At 49.1% G+C, this 22,011-nt stretch carries 23 protein-coding genes, 1 tRNA gene and 1 pseudogene; 22 read left to right on the forward strand and 3 right to left on the reverse strand.

Annotated features, from left to right (window positions below):
• Positions 1 to 81: 81 nt before the first annotated feature.
• From yqeB to NT140_09285, 7 genes are all read left to right on the forward strand, one after another.
• Positions 82 to 894, forward strand: a complete 813-nt coding sequence (gene yqeB, locus NT140_09255) for a selenium-dependent molybdenum cofactor biosynthesis protein YqeB (GenBank protein ID MCX5832057.1) — start codon at positions 82 to 84, stop codon at positions 892 to 894.
• A gap of 3 nt (positions 895 to 897) precedes the next feature.
• Entirely contained in the window at positions 898 to 1,674 is a 777-nt protein-coding gene (gene yqeC, locus NT140_09260; protein ID MCX5832058.1) for a selenium cofactor biosynthesis protein YqeC, read from the forward strand.
• 58 nt (positions 1,675 to 1,732) lie between these two features.
• Entirely contained in the window at positions 1,733 to 2,341 is a 609-nt protein-coding gene (locus tag NT140_09265) for a nucleotidyltransferase family protein (protein ID MCX5832059.1), read from the forward strand.
• A 121-nt stretch (positions 2,342 to 2,462) separates the two neighbouring features.
• Positions 2,463 to 2,537 (forward strand) — tRNA-Glu (locus NT140_09270).
• A gap of 346 nt (positions 2,538 to 2,883) precedes the next feature.
• Positions 2,884 to 4,215, forward strand: a complete 1,332-nt coding sequence (locus NT140_09275; protein MCX5832060.1) for a hypothetical protein — start codon at positions 2,884 to 2,886, stop codon at positions 4,213 to 4,215.
• Between the two features lie 18 nt (positions 4,216 to 4,233).
• Positions 4,234 to 4,926 (forward strand): Type 1 glutamine amidotransferase-like domain-containing protein, encoded by a 693-nt coding sequence (locus NT140_09280; GenBank protein ID MCX5832061.1) that lies wholly within the window; start codon positions 4,234 to 4,236, stop codon positions 4,924 to 4,926.
• 402 nt (positions 4,927 to 5,328) lie between these two features.
• Positions 5,329 to 5,814 carry a hypothetical protein gene (locus NT140_09285; GenBank protein MCX5832062.1) on the forward strand — a complete coding sequence of 162 codons (486 nt, stop codon included), beginning with the start codon at positions 5,329 to 5,331 and terminating at the stop codon, positions 5,812 to 5,814.
• A gap of 931 nt (positions 5,815 to 6,745) precedes the next feature.
• On the opposite strand, the gene NT140_09290 is transcribed toward NT140_09285, so the two are convergent.
• Positions 6,746 to 7,351: a lytic transglycosylase domain-containing protein gene (locus NT140_09290; protein ID MCX5832063.1), complete on the reverse strand. Its 606-nt coding sequence runs from the start codon at positions 7,349 to 7,351 to the stop codon at positions 6,746 to 6,748.
• A 334-nt stretch (positions 7,352 to 7,685) separates the two neighbouring features.
• On the opposite strand from NT140_09290, the gene NT140_09295 reads away from it, so the two are divergent.
• Positions 7,686 to 8,228 (forward strand): hypothetical protein, encoded by a 543-nt coding sequence (locus tag NT140_09295; GenBank protein ID MCX5832064.1) that lies wholly within the window; start codon positions 7,686 to 7,688, stop codon positions 8,226 to 8,228.
• A gap of 824 nt (positions 8,229 to 9,052) precedes the next feature.
• On the opposite strand, the gene NT140_09300 is transcribed toward NT140_09295, so the two are convergent.
• Entirely contained in the window at positions 9,053 to 9,739 is a 687-nt protein-coding gene (locus NT140_09300; GenBank protein MCX5832065.1) for a cation transporter, read from the reverse strand.
• 292 nt (positions 9,740 to 10,031) lie between these two features.
• Here NT140_09300 and NT140_09305 point away from each other — a divergent pair.
• The 4 genes and pseudogenes from NT140_09305 to NT140_09320 all read left to right on the forward strand — a co-directional run bounded on the left by NT140_09305 (position 10,032) and on the right by NT140_09320 (position 11,605).
• Positions 10,032 to 10,142: pseudogene (locus NT140_09305) on the forward strand (flavodoxin family protein).
• Between the two features lie 74 nt (positions 10,143 to 10,216).
• Positions 10,217 to 10,570: a type II toxin-antitoxin system RelE/ParE family toxin gene (locus tag NT140_09310; GenBank protein MCX5832066.1), complete on the forward strand. Its 354-nt coding sequence runs from the start codon at positions 10,217 to 10,219 to the stop codon at positions 10,568 to 10,570.
• A complete protein-coding gene (locus tag NT140_09315) occupies positions 10,567 to 10,842 on the forward strand; it encodes a helix-turn-helix transcriptional regulator (GenBank protein ID MCX5832067.1) in 276 nt (91 codons plus the stop codon). The genes NT140_09310 and NT140_09315 overlap by 4 nt, the downstream gene beginning before the upstream one ends.
• A gap of 403 nt (positions 10,843 to 11,245) precedes the next feature.
• Positions 11,246 to 11,605 carry a hypothetical protein gene (locus tag NT140_09320; protein MCX5832068.1) on the forward strand — a complete coding sequence of 120 codons (360 nt, stop codon included), beginning with the start codon at positions 11,246 to 11,248 and terminating at the stop codon, positions 11,603 to 11,605.
• 11 nt (positions 11,606 to 11,616) lie between these two features.
• On the opposite strand, the gene NT140_09325 is transcribed toward NT140_09320, so the two are convergent.
• On the reverse strand, positions 11,617 to 12,567 hold the full coding sequence (locus NT140_09325; protein ID MCX5832069.1) for a lytic murein transglycosylase: 951 nt from the start codon (positions 12,565 to 12,567) through the stop codon (positions 11,617 to 11,619).
• Positions 12,568 to 13,122: 555 nt separating this feature from the next.
• Here NT140_09325 and NT140_09330 point away from each other — a divergent pair.
• The 10 genes from NT140_09330 to NT140_09375 all read left to right on the forward strand — a co-directional run bounded on the left by NT140_09330 (position 13,123) and on the right by NT140_09375 (position 21,995).
• The gene (locus NT140_09330; GenBank protein MCX5832070.1) at positions 13,123 to 14,253 is read left to right on the forward strand and encodes a serine protease; all 1,131 of its coding nucleotides are present in this window, start codon (positions 13,123 to 13,125) and stop codon (positions 14,251 to 14,253) included.
• A 172-nt stretch (positions 14,254 to 14,425) separates the two neighbouring features.
• Positions 14,426 to 15,163, forward strand: a complete 738-nt coding sequence (locus tag NT140_09335) for an NAD(P)H-dependent oxidoreductase (protein ID MCX5832071.1) — start codon at positions 14,426 to 14,428, stop codon at positions 15,161 to 15,163.
• A 78-nt stretch (positions 15,164 to 15,241) separates the two neighbouring features.
• Positions 15,242 to 15,622 carry a type II secretion system minor pseudopilin GspI gene (gspI, locus tag NT140_09340; protein MCX5832072.1) on the forward strand — a complete coding sequence of 127 codons (381 nt, stop codon included), beginning with the start codon at positions 15,242 to 15,244 and terminating at the stop codon, positions 15,620 to 15,622.
• On the forward strand, positions 15,582 to 16,274 hold the full coding sequence (locus tag NT140_09345; protein ID MCX5832073.1) for a prepilin-type N-terminal cleavage/methylation domain-containing protein: 693 nt from the start codon (positions 15,582 to 15,584) through the stop codon (positions 16,272 to 16,274). The genes gspI and NT140_09345 overlap by 41 nt, the downstream gene beginning before the upstream one ends.
• Positions 16,231 to 17,271, forward strand: coding sequence for a type II secretion system minor pseudopilin GspK (gene gspK / locus NT140_09350; GenBank protein MCX5832074.1), 1,041 nt, complete (start codon positions 16,231 to 16,233; stop codon positions 17,269 to 17,271). Before NT140_09345 ends, gspK begins: the two co-directional genes overlap by 44 nt.
• Entirely contained in the window at positions 17,271 to 18,833 is a 1,563-nt protein-coding gene (gene gspL, locus NT140_09355) for a type II secretion system protein GspL (GenBank protein ID MCX5832075.1), read from the forward strand. Before gspK ends, gspL begins: the two co-directional genes overlap by 1 nt.
• Positions 18,830 to 19,381: a type II secretion system protein GspM gene (gspM, locus tag NT140_09360; protein MCX5832076.1), complete on the forward strand. Its 552-nt coding sequence runs from the start codon at positions 18,830 to 18,832 to the stop codon at positions 19,379 to 19,381. Before gspL ends, gspM begins: the two co-directional genes overlap by 4 nt.
• Position 19,382: 1 nt before the next feature.
• A complete protein-coding gene (gene gspN, locus NT140_09365; protein MCX5832077.1) occupies positions 19,383 to 20,192 on the forward strand; it encodes a type II secretion system protein GspN in 810 nt (269 codons plus the stop codon).
• A complete protein-coding gene (locus tag NT140_09370) occupies positions 20,189 to 21,055 on the forward strand; it encodes a PDZ domain-containing protein (protein MCX5832078.1) in 867 nt (288 codons plus the stop codon). The genes gspN and NT140_09370 overlap by 4 nt, the downstream gene beginning before the upstream one ends.
• A 10-nt stretch (positions 21,056 to 21,065) precedes the next feature.
• Positions 21,066 to 21,995, forward strand: a complete 930-nt coding sequence (locus NT140_09375) for an AAA family ATPase (protein MCX5832079.1) — start codon at positions 21,066 to 21,068, stop codon at positions 21,993 to 21,995.
• Positions 21,996 to 22,011: the final 16 nt, after the last annotated feature.

Consider the following 22,011-nt stretch of genomic DNA (forward strand, 5'->3'; position numbering starts at 1 on the left):
TGTTGACGAAGTATGCTACTAATCAAAACCCATGATGGTATATTGATAAAAAATGAATTGGGCGAAAATAGGACATAATCTATGGAAGAACATCTTTTGAGGAATGTTGTGGTGGGCATCAAGGGGGCGGGAGAAATGGCCAGCGGCGTAGCCTGGCGTCTCTGGCAGGCAAACATACGCCGGATATTCATGCTGGAGATACCCCGTCCCATGGCGGTCAGACGCCAGGTATCATTCTGTGAAGCCATCTACGAGAAAGATTTTAGTGTTGATGGCGTGCCCGCGGTTCGGGTCGAGAATGCAGCCGGTATTTATCAGGCCTGGGAGCAGGAGCGGCTTGCCGTAGCTGTTGACCCACGCTGGACGCTGATTGCCCGGATGCAGCCACAGATTGTGATTGATGCCATTTTGGCCAAGATTAATCTGGGCACGAGTATCAACGAAGCGCCTCTCGTCATCGGAATGGGCCCCGGTTTCCGGGCCGGTGTAGATGTGCACATGGTCATCGAGACCAACCGGGGGCATAATTTGGGACGGGTTCTCCTGGCCGGCGCCGCCGAGGCCAATACCGGCATCCCGGGAGATATCGGAGGGTATGCGCAAGAACGTGTGCTGAGGGCGACCTGCGGCGGCATTTTTACCACGGGGGCACAAATCGGCGCTCTGGTGCGGCAGGGAGAGCAGATTGGTGCGGTCGCGGGGAAGCCAGTGGCGGCAGGGATCGCGGGGATCATCAGGGGCCTGCTCCGCGACGGGACGGAGGTAGAGCAAGGCGCCAAGCTCGGTGACATAGACCCACGCGGTGAGACCGGCTACTGCGCTACCGTCTCCGACAAGGCGCTGGCCATTGGCGGGGCAGCTTTGGAAGCAATTCTCCGGGTCTACAATGGATAATGTATGACACCTCTGGCGGATATAATGGCCCTCCGTGGCGGTGGTGTGATCAGCATTGTCGGCGGCGGCGGTAAGACTACCCTTATGGAGCGTCTGGCGCGCGAAATTCTGGTTCGTGGCGAAACCGTATTAGTGACCACGACTACCAGGATTATGATGCCTAAGGGTGAAAGTCCGGAACGGGTTCTCATCTCCGGCCAGACCCGCGAAGTTCTGAGACTGGCGGAAGCCTTGCTCTCCGTGTCCGGGCGTTTGACGGCGGCCAGCGCCTGCCTTCCTGCCGAGGATAAACTGATCGGCTTTAGGGCTACGCAGATAGGGGAGCTGGAGAAGGGAAACCTGTTTGACTGGATACTGGTGGAAGCCGACGGAGCGCGACACCTGTCGCTCAAGGCGCCGGCTCCGCATGAACCGGTCGTCCCTCCCTCTTCGCGCTGGGTCGTCGCCGTGGTCGGTTTGGATGCGATTGGCAGACCACTAACGGATGAATGGGTTTTTCGCAGCCGCCTCTTTGCGGAAATAACCGGCCTGACGCCGGGAGCGGCCATTACGGAAGAGTCGGTCGCGACCGCCCTAATACATGAAAAGGGCATCCTTAAAGATTGTCCCGCTGATGCCCTAAAATACGTTTTCCTCAACAAGGCCGAAACGGAGGACCGTAGAATGAGGGGACGTCTGATCGCCCATATCTTGCAGGAAAAAGGGTTGATGCGACCGGAGCGGGTGATTATCGGCGCCCTGGAGCGGGAAACAGAGCCGCTGGAATGTTATGTCCTGTAATAAACAGCATAATCCATTTGACCCTGTGCTCCTCTGTGAAGGGAATGATGCGGCTGGGATGGGAAAGCACCCCACCGCCGGCATAGTCCTGGCGGCGGGAATGTCCACCCGGTTGGGCCAGCCCAAGCATCTCATCACCCTGGACGGAAAAACCCTCCTGGCCCGGGTAGTCGCTGCCGCTCTGGAATCGGAACTTGCCGAGGTAATCCTTGTCCTCGGCCACGAGGCGGGAAGAGTGCTGGCTGCCCTCGGTTCCCTGGGGTGTGAGGAGCGATTACGAACCGTTGTCAACGAGAGATATGAAGATGGTATGGCCGGTTCGCTGCAGGCCGGGTTGCTGACGGTAAAAGAGCAATATCCTGCGGTAATGTTTCTGCTGGGTGATCAACCGCTGATTGACGCCGACGTCATAAATCTTCTGCTCCACCGTTTCTGGTCAGCGGACAAAGATATCTGCGTGCCGGTGCAGGGTGAAAGGCGTGGCAATCCCGTCTGTTTCAGCCGCCGTTTCTACGAGCAGATCCTCGGTATCCAGGGCGACACGGGCGCCCGGGAAATCATCGTCAGACATCCCGGGGATGTGCTTTTAGTCGAGATTGACAGTCCGTCCCTTTTTCTGGATATTGATCGTGCCGAGGATTTGGAAATGCTCCTTGCGCTTCTCTAATTTTTAATCTTGACTTTCATTCTGATATTAAATAATAACCAACCACCGTGAATAAACCTGCGTGGGGATCGTCTTACGGCGGCACCTTAATTTCTGACAGGTTGTAACCAAATAAGTCCATGGTCCCATCGTCTAGTGGTTAGGACGCTGGCCTCTCACGCCGGTAGCAGGGGTTCAAATCCCCTTGGGACTACCAATACTTAGCAGTACCAGAGTCACCCGGACACAAGTCCGGACACAAAATGCCCTCAGAGACATCACCTCTGAGGGTTTTTTCATCCAACATTTGCCTTATTGAATTCGATCACCTGAGCCGGCCCTTTGAGACCTTCCTCAAGTGCTCCCCTTGTTTCTTCCAACCCAAGACTACGGATATACCGTGCGGTCGTATTCGGATTTGCATGCCGCATAATTGCCTGGATTATTGCCAGTGTGTACCCTTTTTTTATCTTTTACCTCATGAGGTATTATCCTTAGTCTCTTTTTTCTGTATAATACAAAGCACGTTAAAGTTGATTTCGTACTAAGTGAGGTGTTACCCATTGCGAAAGATATGTTGCTTCTCCCCTAAATACTACAGGCGTTCCCAGGAAACTCTCGAGAAAGCGCTAAAAGAGCTTTCAGCTTATAAATCATGGCAAACATTTGATCCAGGTACTCTGTATCATATCGACGCACGCTATGCTGCGATGCCGGTGCTTACCAAGCATGAGATCCGCGAGCATTTCCCGGATGGATTCGTCCCGCCGGATAAGGACTTAAAACAGGGCCTTGAGAACCGTGAGGTTGAGTTTGTCAAGACGAGCGGAACAAGTGATGTCAGTGTGACCAATATATGGAACCAGCGATGGTGGGATGAATCGGAAAGGCTTTCCTGGGAGTTAAATTCCCATGCCAAAAAGTTGGCAACGGGAAGCCACAAAGAGGCAATCCTTGCTAATCCGCTTAACGTGGGTTTTATCTCGAATGACACCGATCTGGTGTTGGAAAAACGACGACTAGGCCGCTTCCTTTACCTTAATGAAAAGAGTGATCCGGCGTCTTGGACACAATCATTAATGGACAGGATGAGAGATGAACTTGATGAATTCAAGCCTGTGGTCTTTGAGGCAAATCCGTCACTTCTGGCCAAGCTGTGCCGTCACATTGCTGAGTGCCGTAAGGAGGTTTTCCAGCCAGGGCTGATAGTTCTCACATACGAGTATCCTTCGGTTTTGCATTACCGGCAAATCCGGCGCGTTTTTGGTTCACCAATCGCCAGTTCTTACGGCTCAACAGAGACTGGCTACGTCTTTATGCAATGTGAAGCGGGGAAATTTCATCAGAACAGCAAGTCCTGTCGTGTTGATTTCCAACCACTCAAGCCAGAACACGGTGGACACGGGGTAGGCAGAATCCTTGTAAGTCCGCTTAACAATCCCTGGTACCACATCATACATTTTGACGTGGGAGACTTGGTAGCGCTTGACGATAGCGGTGATTGTTCTTGCGGACGAAACTCTGGTATCATCCTTTCAGCAATTATGGGACGTATGGCCACGACAACCCTGACATTGACGGGCAGATTGGTAACACTCCACGAGCTTGACAATATCATTGGCGGACTATCCGGAATAGATGAGTATCGACTCGTACAGGCAGATAAGGAATCGTACCATTTATTTATAGCAAGCCAGGTGAATAACAAGGATGAGCTTGCCTGGGAAGCATCAAACAAGCTTAAAAAGCTCTATGGTGACGGGGCAAACATATCGGTAAGTTATGAAAATGCTATTTCCCCGGAAAGCACAGGTAAATACAGGCTAGCAAGGACTGATTTCCCAATAGAGGTAGAAGATTACCTTGATAAAAGCTACATCTGCGAAGGGATATAGGCACAAGGTGGATGAATAATGAGTGACAGAAAACCGGTATATCTCCTTGCTGGGGGCAGACCAGCAAATCGTGGGGAGAACAATTTGCTGATTCGCGAGGCTTTTCGCGAGAGTGATAAAAGTTCACCGTCAGTTGGCTACGTGGGAACGGCCAGCGATGATAACAAGGAGTTTTTTAACCTTATGGCAGCTATGCTAAGGGAAAACGGGGCTGTTGAGGTAAACCACGCCTTGCTCGCTCTTAACAACGCTGACATTTCAAAAGCCAAATACATTTTAAAACATTCGGATATTATTTATATCAGCGGAGGAGATGTAGACAAGGGGATAGAAAAACTTAAAGAGCGGCATATGGTAAATTTCCTTGCTGAGCTTTATCAAGAGGGCAAACCCTTTTTCGGACTCTCTGCCGGGAGTATCATGCTGGCGAAGGAATGGGTGCGCTGGCGCAACCCCGCCGATGACACAACGGCTGAGAAATTTCCATGTCTGGGGTTCGCCCCTGTGCTTTGCGACACCCACGATGAGGATAGCGGATGGGGGGAGCTTAAATTGCTTTTAATGCTAGAAAAAGAGGGTGCTACTGGGTATGGAATTACTAGCGGGACCGCACTGAGAGTATTCCCGGATGGCAGAATAGAAGCGCTGGGAGGTGCAGTTCATCAGTACGTCAACCGAGGTGGTAAAGTTCATAAAAGAAAAAGTTTGTAAATATCAACATGCAATCCTCAGTTTCCGATTGACGGGAATAATTACCGACTGGTCAACTATAATCTTCTCGTTGGATAATCAATGACAACAAATTCTACTTGTATAAGATGTAAACAAAAAACAAAACATACGGTAAGAAGCAGAGAGAGTCGGTTGCGCAGCTTCTGGTTATATCAGAAGAATACCATCCCAGACCTTCCTATACCTTCTGGAATAGGAGATCTCCTGAGCCCTATACAACGCGCGGGAAGGGATCAGAAAACAACCGACTCAGAAGCGGTTTGATAAAAATCAGCTGATAAAAATCAATGGACTTTTCCTGAATATTCAATGATAATCAGCTAAGAGTTGTAGTTTATTAAGATTGATTTTTATGATTTCTAATAAAAGGAGACTAGAATAATGAAAAGTTTTAGACGTATATCTCTGTTACTAATGACGGTGCTAATTATATCTATTACTGCCATTATCGCGGCCATACCTCTCTATGCCCAAACCCCAGAATTGATTGTCGTACTTAAGAACGGTACACGTCAGACCTTTCCCCTCTCGAATGTGTCGCGCATAGAAGTTTTGGGAATGGAGGCGACCAGCCGCATTAATCCAGCGGGAACCTGGCGCAGAGGTCAAGAAGGTACCACCTGGACGTTCACAGCGGGTGCTGATGGACGCTACTTCGCCCAAGAGAACGGGTTTGCTCAGGTCAACGGAATGGCTTACTTTACGCCTTCTGGCAGCTTCCGTATCGACTATAGGTCAAGGGATGGTGTCTACACGGGGTATACCGAGATGAATTTTGCACCTGATGGTAAGACGGCTGCCGGAACTTGGAATAGCTATACGCCAGATAAAGCAACCAGTCAAGTCACTTGGACTCGCGTGAATTGAGCCGTGGTCCTCAGATAACCTAAATTGAGATCCATCTCTTGTATCAGCACGGTATTGTCGATATCGGTGGCTCCATTACCATTCATACATTTTCCTTTTTGGGTCGGAAATTTGCTTAACCCCAAAACGGAGAGAATCGCCGGAAACGGCGGTTATTTTCACAGGAGAAATGCTAAAATCGGGTTTTGGAAAGATTGACACCCGTATCGTTTGTCGGGTAAAAGGGATCGATTACGGGAGCAACCTTCATTCGTTCTACCTGCATCTTGACACACTCCTTTCTTTCTCGTTTCCGATTATTCGGGTTACTCATCAACTGTTTAACGAAGTAGATTCCTTTTCTAATTTATTTTCGGTTATCTTCTGTGATCATGATCTTTTTTGTTATCGTTTTGCTTTAACTGAGAGATATGCCGTTCCAATCGGTTTAACATCAACAAAACTATAAGAAGCTGGTTTGAAGGAGTTTTCTATCATTTTAGTTAAAGTCATCGTGAACATCCACATTATCATGGATATAAATATAAAACCTATCACCGTGTATGTCTTCATAATCCTCACCTATCGTAACTAAATATTCCGTAATACAGCATCGCTCCTTCTGACCCATCCCTTTTGGTTAGATGACCAATATCACGATTAGTAATAGCAAAGGGTTGACCAATACCTGAAAGATAATCATATTTATTATTTATCTTTTGGTAACAGATATTTAGATTAATAATAGGGACAGCAGAAAAGTATGAAATGGTTCGTTAGACCTCAATATTTGGTGGAACCTCAAGATATTGAGGGATGCTCTGCTGGGAGAAATACCGGTTCAGACCTTCTCAGCGGTGAGTGGGTAGGAGATCTTCTGTTGCAAATATAAAAGGGTAAGGTAGAGATAACAAACGGTTAAAAGCTTCAATCATAAGACATTCTATAATACCTACAACCTGACCATATTCTTCTTGTTCTTCGTGTATTCTGCGATCACGCGCTTTGTATAGGTTGTGTTGGGATCTTTATCTTCAGCCATTAGCCTCTTTGCCTTATTATGGCCAACATTGTAAGCAAAGAGCGCTGTTGGAAGATCATTAAATAGATCTATCATTTTGGAAATGTAGTAAATGCCCATACGGATATTCATTTGGGGGTCACAAAGATCCTTTAAACCGCGATAGGGAATTCCTATTTCCTTGGCAATTTCACTGGCCGTAGAGGGTTGTATCTGCATAAATCCTCTGGCGCCATCTGGTGATATCACATTCTGGCGATAGTTACTTTCTGTCTTCATAATAGCCAAGATGAGACGGTAATCTACGCCATAATGCAGAGATTCCTTTATCACCGTCTGCACAGCAAGAATAATATTCCCATTGCTCATTTTTGCATCTTCTGCCTTTATGTTTTGAGCAATGTGCTGAACTGTTACCGAATTCGTATCATCAGCGCCCCAACAGAGCGTGTCAGACAAAGAAAAAACAGTAAACAGCGGAAAAATTAAAACCAGAATAATGAAAAAAAATCTGGTAGAAACCCGGAAGCGTTTCATAGATTTAAATCCTCCTTTCTCTTAGGATTATGAATACTCATTCATGATACATATAGTGTTCATAATCCTATAGCCGTCTGAACAAAGTCTGATTGATAGAGTTTAATGAAGGGGATTTCAGACGGACTCAACCCCATAAAGGCTGAGATTTAATGATGTGAAACTGCTTAGCGGAATGGTATATATACGAAGAAGATATCTATAGCAAGAAAAAAACGATCAGGTGGCCAATAAGATAGGTAAATCAAGTTATTAGCTGGTGATTATGTTATCGGGGAAACCATTTTTCACAAAAGAACGGATAAGATTTCTTTTTCGGAAGATTATCCTCCCATTGCTTTTGATCTATGCTGTCCTCGGGATTGCCGCAACAATACGCAATATGACCGTAAAAAATAATGAATATGCCGCGGTTCTTCTTTCCGACTATGCATTCTGGCAATATGATTATTGGGTATCTCCCTGCGCCTTTCTCGGGTCCTATATCTCTTGGTCGCACTACTTTAACAACAGAAACATGAAGGTAAAATGGTTTCTTAGTGCCAAGAGCAATGACTTTGAGGAAGTTATTAAAGACAAAAATTGTCAGAGTATTGTGCTGGTTGGACATGGAGATATAGACAGCTGGCAAGCAACGGATATGGAAATTTCAAATTCAGCCGTTAGCACGATGATGAAAGATGTGCCCAAGAAGAGAGGTGAGTGGCTGCAGTTGAGCTGTGGAGGGGATAGCAAATATTTCATGAGAATGGGCGAATTGGTGATGGAAAACAAAAAGAATGTCCACACATACTCTACCGCTGTAACCACCTATTATTTCATTTTTGATACCCTATCTGGCTTCAGATATCTTAAATCCTTGAACCGTCAGCCTTAAAAATCCCTACCATGGTTAAAACTGCCGGAAAGGCGATTATTTCCGCAGGAGGAATGCTGAAATCCAGGTTTTGAAATATCGCAGGGCAGAACTAATTTTCAGAAGGTTTAAAACAGGTTCGCAGAAATACAGCGGATGACAAGAGATCGACTTCCTTTGCTGATGCCTCCAATCCAATATTGCAAGCAGCACATCCCAAGACATTCATACCAAACAGAATACTGAAATTTGCCTCTAATCCCTTTGTAGGAGTCCTGTTGTCAAATCCTATGGGACCATTATCCGAGTAGAGTGGAAACATAATTTATCCTTTTCATCATTTTTCTGAGATACTTACCTTCCTTGGGTGGATTAAAGCTTATCGCTTGAGAAGTACTTACATTATCGGTTTATAGCAGCTGGAACTGAAGATCCTAAAACGCACCGAGGTATGTTTATTGACATTTGTCGTTCATGTAGATATATAGAAGACGCAAAATATCAGTGGGGAACGCTAATGGATACCAGCCATGATACCAAACTTAAAGGATATTGTCCCATGTTGGGTGGTCAGGTTCCCTTCCTATATTGCAGGAAATGTGGAAACAATCAACAACCCTGCTGGAAAGTATTTGATTGTTGGTGGGAAACATTCGACATCGTGGAATTCATGCAGAAGAACTTGTCGGAAGACGATTTCCGTCAATTGCTAACATTCCAACCGAAAGCAAAGATCACGACTCTCCTCGAACTGATTGAAAAAACGAAAGAGTCATCACTCTGAACATCTATTTATAAGGGGAAGGGATCGGAAAACAAACAAATATGAAGTTATTTTTTTAATGTCACTTTTTGCCAGATATTTTTGGAAGAGCACTAATTGATTGTATTTTACAGCTACCCTCGCAGCCACAGGATAAACCTTGCGACTTTTCAAATGCCTCTTTCCCTTCTCGGTACGAAAAATATGCTATGAGAAGAGCGCCCGCTGAATCGAATATGTTTAATCCGGTGATTTCATAACCGAGACTGGCGATCAGAAGTACTATGGACAAATAGAGGCAAGCTTTTGAACAAGCCGCATCTGCAAGAATTGCCGATGAATTGAGTGCTTTACCAACCTTGGTCTTGTAGTGAATCAGAAGCCACATAAAGGACATGGAAATCAGTGAAACAATGATTCCCCAAAACGTTGAATTTGGTTTGTGCTGCTCATACAATGATAATCCCGCTGAAAGAACAAGACCAAGTGTCAGCACATAAAAAGCCCAACCGGTTATTTTTAGTGCTTGCTGCTCAAAATTATCCTTGGTTTCCATTCCGTTTGCTTGTATCCTTCTGACCATGTGCCAGATCCCGATTCCGGATATTACTTCGACGAAAGAATCCACTCCGAAACCGAATAGTGACAAGGTTTCATCAGCAGCGCCAAGCCATACAGAAATAATCCCTTCGATGATATTGTAACCAATAGTGATGATGGCCAGTAAGTTGGCGATGTAATAAAGTCGTTTTAGTGATGTATCGGTCATCTTATAACCTTATAATTTGAAAGTTATCCATGGGGGTATTATGATCCAATTCTCATCTACAATCAATAACATTCCAACATGCCATACGTGCAGGCTTCGCAGTTAATCCGGGTTCTTTGAATTTGTCCACTTGATACCCGGAATGAAAGCCACCATAATAAACCTTTGCTTCCATGTCCTTTGTGGGAACATTAATGACAAATTCTTTTTCGCTTTCGATCAGCTTACAGGAATATGCGCTTCTTCCAATGGCACAGGCGATGAGAGGCGGTTCCTTTGATACGGGCATGCAATGGTCTTCAGTTATTTTGATCCAGAGGAACGGAAGGAAAGGCGCAGAACTGTTTCCCCAGAGGATTGCAGAAAAGCTTTTGAATTGGGTGCCCGGTTAGCAAAAGGTTAAAACGAGAACCAATGAAAGTGGAAAGTATTAAACCCTTTGACAATTGTTAACACGCAGGTTAACATATACCTATGATTGGGACGGTTGTTTTCTATAAGACTGTGAGTGGAGAATGTCCGGTTCAGGACTTTCTCGATTCCCTATCCGGGAAGGTAGCGCAGAAAATAGCGTGGGTGCCCCAACTCCTGGAGGATTTGGAAAGAGTACCCTCTGTATTCTTCAAGAAACTGACTGGGACTGAAGAAATATGGGAGTGCCGGATTCAATATGGTTCAAATATTTACCGGATATTCTGTTTTTTTGACAGTCATTCCGTCGTTGTTTTGACTCACGGATTGGTAAAGAAAACGCAAAAAACACCACCACAGGAGATCGAAAGAGCAGAATCCTATAGAAGGGATTATTTGACCAGGAGGAAAAAGTCATGAGTGACCTGAAAAAATATATTGCTGACAGAAATAAGACAGATAAGGAATTCTCCAATGGGTTTGATGAAGGATACGAACAGTTCAAAATTGGGATAGTTCTCCGTCAGGCGAGAGAAACTGCAGGGTTGACCCAGGAGGAGCTCGCACTTCGTCTCAAGACGAAAAAAACGGCTATTTCAAGAATTGAAAACCACGCGGAGGATATTAAGCTGTCAACTTTAGATCGGGTTGCGAAAGCACTGGGGAGACGATTAGAGGTCCATATCGCATAGCAATTTATACAACTTACGAATGGTAGGTGTGTCCCGGTGTGTCCTTTACCTCTGAAATGGGTGTAAAACGGTTGTACACGGTTACACTCGGGGACACACAAACTTTAATGAAAGCGAATAGTTGTAATAAAACAGGCGACTTAGATATCTTTTAAATTCGCCTCTCACGCCGGTAGCAGGGGTTCAAATCCCCTTGGGACTACCAATAATAAAAACAGGGACATAGATAGAAATCTCGGTCCCTTTTTTATTGGCTGAAAATCAAATCCCAATCCTATTTCCAACCTTGGCAACTGAAATTTTGTCCATTGGATGTTATGCATCTTCAGAGAATATCAAGTAAACTGTTTTTACATTCAACCTGTTTTATGGTATGCTCGCAACATCAAATAAAGGAGATGTTATGAAAATACGTATTTATATCCTTGCACTGATTATGTTTTTTGTTTGTTTACCCGCCGTCAATGCCCAGGAATATGGTCGGATCCGCGCTCTGCAACAGAGAGCAGTTGCTGTAATCAAACAAAAGAATGATTTTGTTTCTAACGTGCTGACATCTTACAAGATCCCCCATGAACGTAATGTTGAGGGCGCCGTCGTGCGTATCCATAAAGACAACCAGTGGCTGGATGTGACCAGCATCGAAATTGTTCCCTTGCTCAAAGAAGCAGCCGGCGAACGCCAGCAAGTTGCCGCTCATCAACTCTTGTTTTATACCTCCGGGGGGATACTGGAGTTGGTTACGGAAGTGATAATACGTTGATCCGATGAATCTTATTTTCTGGAACTCTTCCCGCCCCGGATCTTGCCGGCTACAGCCAGAACTGTGTTAACATAAACGGTGCTGTTGTTGTATGCAAAGACGGCCTGCCGCTTACCCTCTCTATCTATGTTGCATTTCCAGCCATGCTTGTTAAGGTAATTGGCTATGCTGTAAATGGCGTCCTTGGTGACAAAAGGATCAACCCGTCCGTCCTTATCGGCATCCACACCATAGGAAGACAGATTTGAGGGCATGAACTGGCACAGACCGATGGCCCCATAAATTGAGCCGCGGATACCGAGGGGATCAACGCCTCTGTCACCGGCGTAGTTAAGCAGGGCTTTTAGTTCATTATAGGCCCAATCGGCTTTCTGACGGCACATAGTCCGGGCATAATCCTCATCAACGGGGCTCAGGGTGCGATTGAGATAAGGTTTGATGGTTTCCAGGTCCGCGCAGGAGGCCATACTGGCCAGTCTGTTGAAGACGATGGACCGGCCTGTATTGTTGCCCAGCCGCGTCTCTACGAGCAAAATAGATACGATGACTTCTGCCGGGACACAATAGCCGGCGCTGACTTCCTTCAGGATCTTTCTGTTCTCCAGCATGTAGGAACGCGCTTTGGTAATGGTCCTGAATTTTAGAAAACCCTTATGGACATCGTTGTGATCAAGTGGACCCGAGACAGAGGGCCTTTCCTGATGATTTCTGACGAGAACCGCTATTTTACCCGCCATTACCGTCGGTTCAAATTTAACCTCCGGGCGGGAAAAAAGTATCGAAAGGCGCTGCTCATCAAAGCCGTCCGCAAGAAGACGTTCTGTAAGGGGTCGCCAACTTGCACAGGCTACCGGCGTGAAGGCCAGAAAAACCGCTAAAAATACAACCAGGAAGCACCAGGGAGGAATGCTCGCGTCGGTTTTGTTTGCAGCCGGTAAAAGATACGCATCAGGTGCGCCCATGGAGCCCCGCTCCTTTTTACGGTCGGATCAACAAATGCAGGTGTAGAAAAATCATACAGAGTGAGGTGGTTCATTGGTCTCCTTATCTCACATTCTTTTTACTATATCAAAACAAATCTGTCATGATCGGGCAATCAGTCTTGCCGCCAGATCCGTAATCAGTTGCTCCAGCGGACGGTCACGGTTACCCGGTCATCATCCCTTAAGAGTCTAAGGATAAATGGATGCGGGCTGCCAAGCAAAAATAGCCACAATCAACAACGGGCGCTGGTCGCCTCAGATTCATGAGAATTTCCTGAAAGCGTAATTGACGGATATCGAAAACTATGCAAGACTGCAATTTATCAAGGATGAGCCTAATGTGAAACCACGCTGCGAGAAGATGTTTTTGACAACATGGAAAGGAGAGACAAATGGGAGACAAGGGCGGTAAGAAAGATAAGGAAAAGGGGCAGAAACAGAACACAGAAAAACAGAAACAAAAATCAAAAAACAAGATTGATAAGCAGCCCCAAAGAAAGCCTTAATGGAAATCACGGTACGGAGACCGCCATCATGCAAAGATCGGGACGGAATATGCGCCATTTGTGGTTCTTGGTCTTGATGGCCTTGGCGCCTGCTGCCTGGGGCGCTGATTGGAAACCTCTGCCATCAACGGCAGCCTACCAATCACAGGTTGATCTCGACTCCGTCGGGATGTACGGCGTTTTCCTCCTGAACCGGGCGTATGTGCGCCCTCAGGCGCTGGCAGGGGGCAAAATCTATTCCACCATGCGCTCCCAGTATTACGTACTTTGCAATGAGGGGAAGGTCTCGTTGGAGACGGCTTTATACTTTGGCGAAGGCGGGAAACTGACGCACATAGATTTTCGGAGAGACTGGAAGTCTAAATTTGCCGCGCCGGATAATAGTTCCGATATCGCTGGGGCCATGTCGCAGGTTTGCGACCGGCTCGCGGGGAACACCGACAGCGGAGCGGCACTGGTAGTGAAGAAAGCCGTGCCGGCGAGACCGACCGTTTCGACCGGGTCGGGCATCGTGATCACACCGAACGGTCTCATCTTGACCAATGAACATGTAGTCCGGCAATTCGACTCCCTTCAGGTCGTTCTCGATTCCACCCGCACCGTGAAGGCCACCCTGCGGACTGCGGACACGGCGGGAGATCTCGCGCTGCTCGCGACTGAAGAATCATTTCCGCTGGCGGCGCCGGTCCGGCAGGATGCGGCCCCCAGATTGGGCGAACCGGTGGCGGTAATCGGGTACCCGCTGGTCAATGTACTCAGCGCGCAACCCAATGTCAGTTTCGGTCACGTGAACTCGACGGTCGGGGTAAAGGGCAATCCCGCGCAGATGCAGATTGATGTCCCGATCCAGCGCGGCAGCAGCGGCGGGCCGGTGCTCGACGCGGCTGGCAATGTCATCGGCATCGTGGTCTCCAAGCTCGATGCCCTCAAACTAGCCAAAAACACCGGTGATTTGCCGCAGAACATCAATTTTGCGATCCGCGGCGACGTCGTGCGATCGTTCCTCGAAGCTCAACATGTCGCTTTCACGGCTTCGTCCGTTTCCTCCAAGCTGGAGAATACTGAAATTGCCAAACGTGGCGCCGCGGTCACCGTACTCGTCCGCTGCATTCGCGAATCCGCTACGGCACAGCCCCCTGCAACCCCCGCGTCACCCTGACTTCAATAGCAAATAAAAGCGGCCGGCCAAGCATTGGTCAGCAGGAAGATATTTTGTTAAGTTATCTCATGGTCAGTTTCGCCCAAACGGCTGTGACTTGACAGAACGGGAGGAAGCCGGTATGCTTCCTGCGACGCGTCAGTGACAGCGAATTACGCAAGGAGGCGAAACAATGGGGGCAGTGGTGCTGGCAATTTCCGGATCGCTCCGGAAGCGCTCCTTCACGGAGAAGATGCTTGTCCTGTGTATTGAGGGGATGGGCGACGGGATCGAGGTGCACAAGTTCTACCCGCACCGGATGAACATCGGACCGTGCGACAGTTGCTGGTCTTGCTGGGGCAGGAAGACCCCGGGCGAGTGCGTTCAGAAGGATGATTTTCAGGAAATTATTGAAGTCTATAAACGCGCCGACTACTTTCTGCTCGCAGCGCCGCTTTATGTCTTTGGTTTTCCGGCCACGGTCAAGAATATGCTGGACAGATTCTTTGTCATCGTGGAACCGGCGCAGATTGAATCGGCCAGCGGCCATACCACACACCCCACGCGTTTCGGGCGCCATCCCCAAACGGCGCTGATATCATCTTGCGGCTTTCCCGAGCTTGATAACTTTGATATCTTGAGGCGGCATTTCCGGCTCATCTGTGAGCACATGGGCCTGACCTGGGCCGGCGAGATCCTCATCCCGGCTTCGGGGATCGCCAGAGCGCCCAAACTATTCGACAGGAAGTACGACCTGATCCGCGCCGCAGGCAAAGAACTGGTCCGGGGTAGCATCTCCCCGGAAACAACCGATGCCATCGCGGCTCCCGTCATGCCGGCCGCAGACTACCGCCGGATGGCCACGCTGAGTTTCGAAGGCACTATGACGGCGAAGGCAAAAATGGCCATGATCGCCATTAAGTCCCTATAATTGATAAGAAATTCATTTTTCGTGGGGGGAGTATAGGGGGCTGTTTTTGCTTGTCAAGGGATATGTCGGGGTAAAAATATGCTCGAACGAAATTTGCAGTGCCGGCAAGGTTTTACCCTGCTGGAAGTGATGATTGCCATGGCGATCCTGGCGATCTCTCTGGTGGCGGTCTTTCGCTCCCAGTCGCAGAGCGTCTCCATGGCCAGTGAGGCACGTTTTCTTACTACGGCATCCCTGCTGGCCCAGGGTAAAATGGCGGAGATGGAAAGCCTGAAGCCGCAGGAGCTCAGCGATGGGAGCGGCGGCTTTGGGGAGGATTTCCCCGATTATCTATGGCGGGTTGAGGTTAAGGACACGGCTTTTCAATATCTAAAGAAGATTGATGTCATCGTCACCAACAGCATAATGGTAACCAATAATGCCTATCACCTCGAACTCTACAGGTTTGTCCGGAAATAAAAGGGGCTTTACCCTGCTGGAGATCCTGATTGCCGTTTTTATCCTGACTACGGTATTGTCCACCGTATATGCCGCCTATCGGGGCACCTTCCAGATTATTCATGATTCCGAAAGAGATGGTGAAATTTACGGGGTGGCGAGGAACACGATGCTCAGAATTATCAAAGATCTGAGCGCCGTGACGATGTCCGGCGGCACGTTTAGGTTTGTTTCCCGGGCGTCGGAGACCGCCGGCGCCAATTTCATGGATATTGCCTTTACCTCCCGGGCGCACCTGAGCTGGGTGGAAAATGAGAGCTCGGGCACACTGGCCGCAATCAGCTATTATGTGGATGAGGACGGGCCGGAAGGCAGTGTCAGGCTGTTGCGGAGGGATGTGCCCAGTGTCGAGGCGGGTAGCGAAGTACCGGAGAGACCGGGTTTTGTCATTTGTGAAGGGCTGTATTCCCTGACCTATAAATTTACCGACAGTTCAGGGCAGGGTCATGATTCCTGGGATTCCATCGCCGGTGCGACGGGCGAGAAAAACAAAATCCCGGCCATGGCCTCCATCGAATTGAAACTTGTAAATCCGCAGGACAAGGAGCGGCCTTACAGATTTGCTACCAGTGTTTTTCTGCCGGCTGGCGCTGCCGCTGCGGTACAACCATAAAAGGGGAAATGAAATTATCACAACGATGAGAAATATTCTCAATAACCGCGGTGTGGCCCTGATTGTAGTGATCCTCATGGTCAGCGTCATTATCGCCCTGACGGTGGAATTTAACCGCTCGACCCGTGATGGGCTTTATGGCACAGCCAATTTAAGCGACGGCATCCGGCTTTATTATGTTGCCAAATCAGGATTCAACGGGGGGCAAGCCCTGCTTACGGAAGATCAGAACAACTTCGATGCCCTGACCGAGACTTGGGCGAGGCTGGAACTTCTCTCCGCACAGTCGGAGGGGTTTTTTCGGCAAGGTTCTTTTCAGGTCCTGATTGAAGATGAAGCGGGCAAGATTCCCATCAATAAATTGATTGCCGGCAATGCTTATAACGCACCGGTCAAGGATTTGCTGGTCCGTCTCCTGAGCCTGCCCGAGTTCAAGCTGGAAGCGGGCCGGGTAAGTGAAATCGTGGATGCGATCAAGGATTGGTTAGACAAGGATGACGAGGTAACGGGGCTGGGCGCGGAAGGCTCCTATTACCATAACCTCGCCAACCCATATACTGCGAAGAACGGATTTCTGGATTGCATTGACGAACTATTGATGGTAAGGGGGGTCACCAAAGAGTTGTACTACGGTACGAAAGAAATCCCCGCCCTGAAGGATTGCTTGACGGTGTATGGCGAGGGAGCAATAAATATCAATACGGCGCCTAAATTAGTGTTGCGAGCTCTTTCTCCTGATTTATCGGTGGAGAATATCGCAAAAATGGATATCTACCGGAGGACGGAGGGCAATGATCTGGCCGACGTCAACTGGTACCGGAGGATACCGGGTCTGCAAGGGATCAACATGAGTTACAATTTATTGACCGTAAAAAGCAGTTATTTCACGGTTATTTCTACGGGGATGTTAGGCAAGATGAAGCAGACGGTCACCGGGACGATAAAGAGGGCTCAGGAGCGCGGCGCGGCAGAACTGATATCCTGGAATGTCGAGTAATGACGGAGAAAATATTAGGCATTGATATTGGTAACAGCGCCCTGAAGGCAGTTCTTGTATCTAACAGCCTGCGCGCCGGATTCAGGGTCGAAATGGCTGAGAACATGGCTTTTGACGATAGCGGGGCTATTGCCGGGAGCGTAGCGCAGGCGCTGGCATCTCTGGGAGAAAAGATTGACTATCGCCAGGTACGGATCAACCTTTCACTGCCGGCAAATGCGGTTTCCTTTCACAACGTTAAACTCCCGTTCCGGGAGGAAAAGAAGATCCGCCAGACAATTGCTTTTGAACTGGAAACCATGCTCCCCCAGGGCATGGATGATTCCCTCCTGGACTACAATATTATCAGGCAGTTCCAACATTCGGACCATCATTCGGAAATACTGGCCGCGGTGGTTCCGCGCGCCGTTGTGCAGGGACGACTCGCCCTTTTTGGAGAAAATCCCCCCGAAATCAATGTGATCGGTATCGCTACCCTGGCGGTGGCCTCCCTGCTGGCGACCCGCAAGGCACTGACCGGTTCCGGCCTGCTGCTGGATGTAGGAGCCGGACAAACAGTGGCCGTCTTTCTAAAACGGGATAAAATATTGCAGGTGCGGCGCTATAATTTTGGCGAAGCCTTATTGGCACGTAAGAATGACTCCCTACTGTCATCTCGACCGGAGGGAGAGGTCTCGGCGGCAGGCCGGCACAGCGAACAAGGCCCTGATGACAAAGCGGCCGGTGGCGCTTGCCGAAAACTATGTCAGGAGCTCGCCAATACTATGGAATTCATGCAATGGGGCGGGAGTATGGAGGATGGTCTGGAGCGGATCATACTGACCGGCGGCGGTTCGCTCCAGCGCGGCCTCAAGGAGGAAATGGCGCGTTCATTTTCCCTGCCCGTGGAAACAATGGATGTGGCGGAAAGCGAAGGGGTAACGCTGCCGGAAGGAATCAGGGAGGCTTGGCAGCCGGTCATAATGAATCAGGCCCTGGCCCTGGCAATCCACCGACCTGCAACCGGACGGGGGTTCAACTTTCCGCTGCAAAAGTCGGCCGGCATGGCCAACCGGACCGAATTCAGCCTGGCCCTGAAGAGGGGGGCTGCCGTCCTGGCCTGCGCCGTATTCCTTCTGGCCATGGACTCTTATCTGGATTATCGTTATGCCCGACTGCGTCTTGATAACTTGAAAAAGGAGATAAGTGCGGTATTCAAGGGTGCGTCGCCAGAGATTACCCGCATTGTTGATCCCGTGCAGCAGCTTAAGGTGAAGATTGCGGAGGCCAGGAAAATATCCGCCGGCCTGGGGGGGATGGAAGGCAGTGCAACCGTTTTGGACCTTTTAAAAGATATTTCCGCGCTGGCGCCGCCGCCGACAGAGTTGCTGATTACGGGCTTCAATCTTGACGATGACCGGCTGACCATCAAAGGGACGGTAAAAAATTTTGACGCTGTAGATGCACTGAAAAGAGAGCTGGCCAAATCAAAGTATTTCACTGACCTGCAGATCGGCGCTACCAACTTAGTAAAACAGGGCGATAAGGTGGAATTCGATCTGAGAATGAAGGCGCAAAGATGAAGGTTTTCTGGGATAGATTATCGAAGCGGCAGCAGTTGACTGTTGCGGGCGGTGCCGGGCTGGTTTTGGTTATGCTTCTTATTCAGTTACTTATTCTGCCATTTGTGGATGCCCAAAAAACGCTTAATCAGGCAATTCGCAACAACGAAAAGATGCTCAGGGAAATGATGCTGTTGGCCAGGGATTATCAAGTCCTCAAACGACAGGCGGGAAGGATTCCACAGGCGCTGGCGCGGCGGCCTCAGAATTTTTCTCTTTATTCGCATCTGGAGAAGATCGCTGGAGACGCCGGCGTGAAAGCCAACATAAAAAGCATCAATGCCGCCAAGGGAGCCATCTCCGGGCCCTACGAAGAATTGCCTGCAGATATAAGGCTGGAGAAAATCACCTTGAAACAAATCACGGATTTTCTTTATCTGCTGGAAGCACCACAGGAACTAATCCGGGTAAAGAAGATCGCGCTGGCAAAAATGCCGGAAAGCCCCGAGTACCTGTCCGCCCAGGTTCAGGCGGTGACGTTTCAGTTAACGAAAGTTGCCGGCCAGTAGAATGATGGAAAAAAGCAAGAGCATTGTATTATATATATTGTTTACCTTTGTTGTCCTGGGTTTCTTCCTCTACGTCCGTTTCCCCGACCAGGCGGTGCGGAGTTACCTGCTGGACACCATGACGGAGCGCTATCCCGCGGCGTCTCTGTCCCTCACATCAGTATCACCGAGTTTCCCGCCCGGTCTGAAAATGGCAAACGTCCTCCTGAGTTTCAAGGACAACCAGGCGTCGGACGTCCGCCTGGAAAGCTTGAGAGTGAGGCCGCGCCTGACAGGCTATCTAGTCGGACGTTCATCTTTCGCAATGAATGCCGTGGCTTACGGTGGCGTTATGCAGGGGCGGGTAAATTTCCCCAATTTACTGCCGGATAAGATTCCGACCAGCGCCGAGATAAAGCTGGAAAACTTGAATCTGGAAAAAATCGCCTATCTGAAGGAAAGATTAGGCCGCCAGATCAGCGGGAAGTTGAGCGGCGTCTATACATACCGCGGATCTGACAGCCAGTTCGATTTTAATGTCCAAAACGGAACTTATCAACTGGTGGAGAAAATCTCTGGTTTCGACAGGATTGATTTCAGCCGGGCCGAGGGTCAGATAACGCTCAAAGGCGGACTGCTGAAGATCAACAAACTTAAATTGACGGGTGACAAGATAAATCTTTCCCTGAAGGGCGATATAGTCTTGAACCCCGATTTTAAAAACAGCGAAATTAGCCTGACCGGCACGATGGAACTTGCGGCCATGAATAACAAGAAGATGACCCTGACGATTACCGGTACCATCGGTAATGCGAAAACCAGGTATCTATGAGAATAGTTGAAAAATACCATTACCTGCTCGTCCTGCTCGCGATTACCGCGATCACCTATGCCCTGGTGGGGGTGGGCTACGACTTATTGAGCTTCAAATTGCTGAAGAGCGGAATAACCCCCCGGCCGGCGGTGGAGGAAGCCGCGTCCTTAAACACCTCCAAGAAAGAGCCGGCTGATGCTTATACGGTTATTCCCCAGCGCAATCTTTTTGGTTCGACTGAAAAAGCAGCCGCCAATAAAAATTATGGTGCGGCGGCGCCCGCGGAAGGGCTTTATTTAGCTACCGTTCTGGAGGTAAAAGGCACCGTGGCGGGCACGGGGAAGGACGGTTTTGCCATCATTGAAGAGAAAGGGAAAAACAAACAACTGCTCTACAAGGTGGGCAACGTTGTAGCCGGCGCCAAAGTTGTCAAGATCACCCGTAATGCCGTTACTTTTCTGGTCGGCGATAAAGAGAGAGTATTGAAGATGGCCGATACCAATCAAGCCCCCCTGCTGCCGCCGCGCCCCAGTGGGCCGCCGGCGGCGGGCTCCCTGAGCGCCGCGCCCATGGTCGTCACCCGCAGTGAAGTTGACGCTTCGCTTAAAGATATGGGCACCATGCTCAGCCAGGCCCAGATCAGACCCTACTATGCCGATGGCGTACCGGACGGCTTCATGGTTACCAATATCAAACCCGGCAGCATTTACGAAAGAATAGGATTGACCGAAGGCGACATTGTCCAGGGAACCAACGATCGCCGGTTGGTGACCGCCGATGATATGACGGCGCTTTACAATTCCATGAAGGCGGGGTCTTCCCTGACACTCAAGATCAAGAGGGGCGGCCAGCAGCAAAACATTCAATACGTTTTCCAATAGCGGTGTGGGTATGTACGCGTCATATTACGGCATGCAGGAAAACCCGTTCAATTTAAATCCGGACCCGCACTATTTCTACCTGAGTCCCCAACATCAGGAGGCGCTGAATTGTCTCATCTACGGCATCAATGAAAAAAAAGGGTTCATGCTCATTACGGGCGGCATCGGCAACGGCAAAACTACTCTCTGCCGCACGCTGCTGACTAAGCTCGACGGGTCCGTAGAGAGCGCGCTGATCTTCAATTCGGCCCTTTCCGACCTGGAGCTTCTGCAAACCATTAATCAGGAATTCGGCATTGTCATGAAGAGGGGGCGACAGACGAAAAAACGCTGTCTTGATGCCTTGAACGAATTTCTTTTGAAAAACTATGCGGCCGGCAAGCAGGCCCTGCTCATGATTGACGAGGCGCAAAATCTCTCTCTGAGTGTCCTGGAGCAGATCCGCATGCTTTCCAACCTGGAAACGGACCGGGAAAAGCTGCTTTCGATCGTTCTCACGGGGCAGCCGGAACTGGGTGAACTCCTTGCCCTGCCATCGCTGCGGCAGTTGAACGAACGTATTACTGTCCGCTACGATCTGAAGCCGCTGAATCGGGCCAACGTGCAGATTTACATTGAATACCGCCTGACTATGGCGGGCGGCATGGATAAGGTCAAATTTTCTCAAGGGGCATATAATTTGATCTATCGTTGTTCAGAGGGCAATCCGCGGCGCATTAACGCCCTTTGCGACCGGGCGCTTTTGATTGCTTACACGGAAGATGTCAGCGCCATTGACCGGAAGATCGTAAAAAAGGCCGTCAAAGATGTAGGAGAAACTTTTTTTTTCAGAAAAGGGAGGCGAGCTGCGTTAAATCGCTTTGCACCGACATCCCTTTGGATCATCTTGTCGCTGGCGCTGCTACTGACGGGGTTGCTTATTCTTAACTTCCTTAAATGACTTGACACAGAGGAAA

This window comes from Deltaproteobacteria bacterium, from assembly GCA_026388415.1.
Lineage (GTDB): Bacteria > Desulfobacterota > Syntrophia > Syntrophales > JACQWR01 > JAPLJV01.

Excerpts from the sequence above, each read along its gene's own strand:
- yqeB (MCX5832057.1), top strand. The coding sequence starts at position 82 with ATGGAAGAACATCTTTTGAGGAATGTTGTGGTGGGCATCAAGGGGGCG.
- yqeC (MCX5832058.1), top strand. The coding sequence starts at position 898 with ATGACACCTCTGGCGGATATAATGGCCCTCCGTGGCGGTGGTGTGATC.
- NT140_09265 (MCX5832059.1), top strand. The coding sequence starts at position 1,733 with ATGGGAAAGCACCCCACCGCCGGCATAGTCCTGGCGGCGGGAATGTCC.
- NT140_09280 (MCX5832061.1), top strand. The coding sequence starts at position 4,234 with ATGAGTGACAGAAAACCGGTATATCTCCTTGCTGGGGGCAGACCAGCA.
- NT140_09285 (MCX5832062.1), top strand. The coding sequence starts at position 5,329 with ATGAAAAGTTTTAGACGTATATCTCTGTTACTAATGACGGTGCTAATT.
- NT140_09290 (MCX5832063.1), bottom strand. The coding sequence starts at position 7,351 with ATGAAACGCTTCCGGGTTTCTACCAGATTTTTTTTCATTATTCTGGTT.
- NT140_09300 (MCX5832065.1), bottom strand. The coding sequence starts at position 9,739 with ATGACCGATACATCACTAAAACGACTTTATTACATCGCCAACTTACTG.
- NT140_09315 (MCX5832067.1), top strand. The coding sequence starts at position 10,567 with ATGAGTGACCTGAAAAAATATATTGCTGACAGAAATAAGACAGATAAG.
- NT140_09320 (MCX5832068.1), top strand. The coding sequence starts at position 11,246 with ATGAAAATACGTATTTATATCCTTGCACTGATTATGTTTTTTGTTTGT.
- NT140_09325 (MCX5832069.1), bottom strand. The coding sequence starts at position 12,567 with ATGGGCGCACCTGATGCGTATCTTTTACCGGCTGCAAACAAAACCGAC.
- NT140_09330 (MCX5832070.1), top strand. The coding sequence starts at position 13,123 with ATGCAAAGATCGGGACGGAATATGCGCCATTTGTGGTTCTTGGTCTTG.
- NT140_09335 (MCX5832071.1), top strand. The coding sequence starts at position 14,426 with ATGGGGGCAGTGGTGCTGGCAATTTCCGGATCGCTCCGGAAGCGCTCC.
- gspI (MCX5832072.1), top strand. The coding sequence starts at position 15,242 with ATGCTCGAACGAAATTTGCAGTGCCGGCAAGGTTTTACCCTGCTGGAA.
- NT140_09345 (MCX5832073.1), top strand. The coding sequence starts at position 15,582 with ATGCCTATCACCTCGAACTCTACAGGTTTGTCCGGAAATAAAAGGGGC.
- gspL (MCX5832075.1), top strand. The coding sequence starts at position 17,271 with ATGACGGAGAAAATATTAGGCATTGATATTGGTAACAGCGCCCTGAAG.
- gspM (MCX5832076.1), top strand. The coding sequence starts at position 18,830 with ATGAAGGTTTTCTGGGATAGATTATCGAAGCGGCAGCAGTTGACTGTT.
- gspN (MCX5832077.1), top strand. The coding sequence starts at position 19,383 with ATGATGGAAAAAAGCAAGAGCATTGTATTATATATATTGTTTACCTTT.
- NT140_09370 (MCX5832078.1), top strand. The coding sequence starts at position 20,189 with ATGAGAATAGTTGAAAAATACCATTACCTGCTCGTCCTGCTCGCGATT.
- NT140_09375 (MCX5832079.1), top strand. The coding sequence starts at position 21,066 with ATGTACGCGTCATATTACGGCATGCAGGAAAACCCGTTCAATTTAAAT.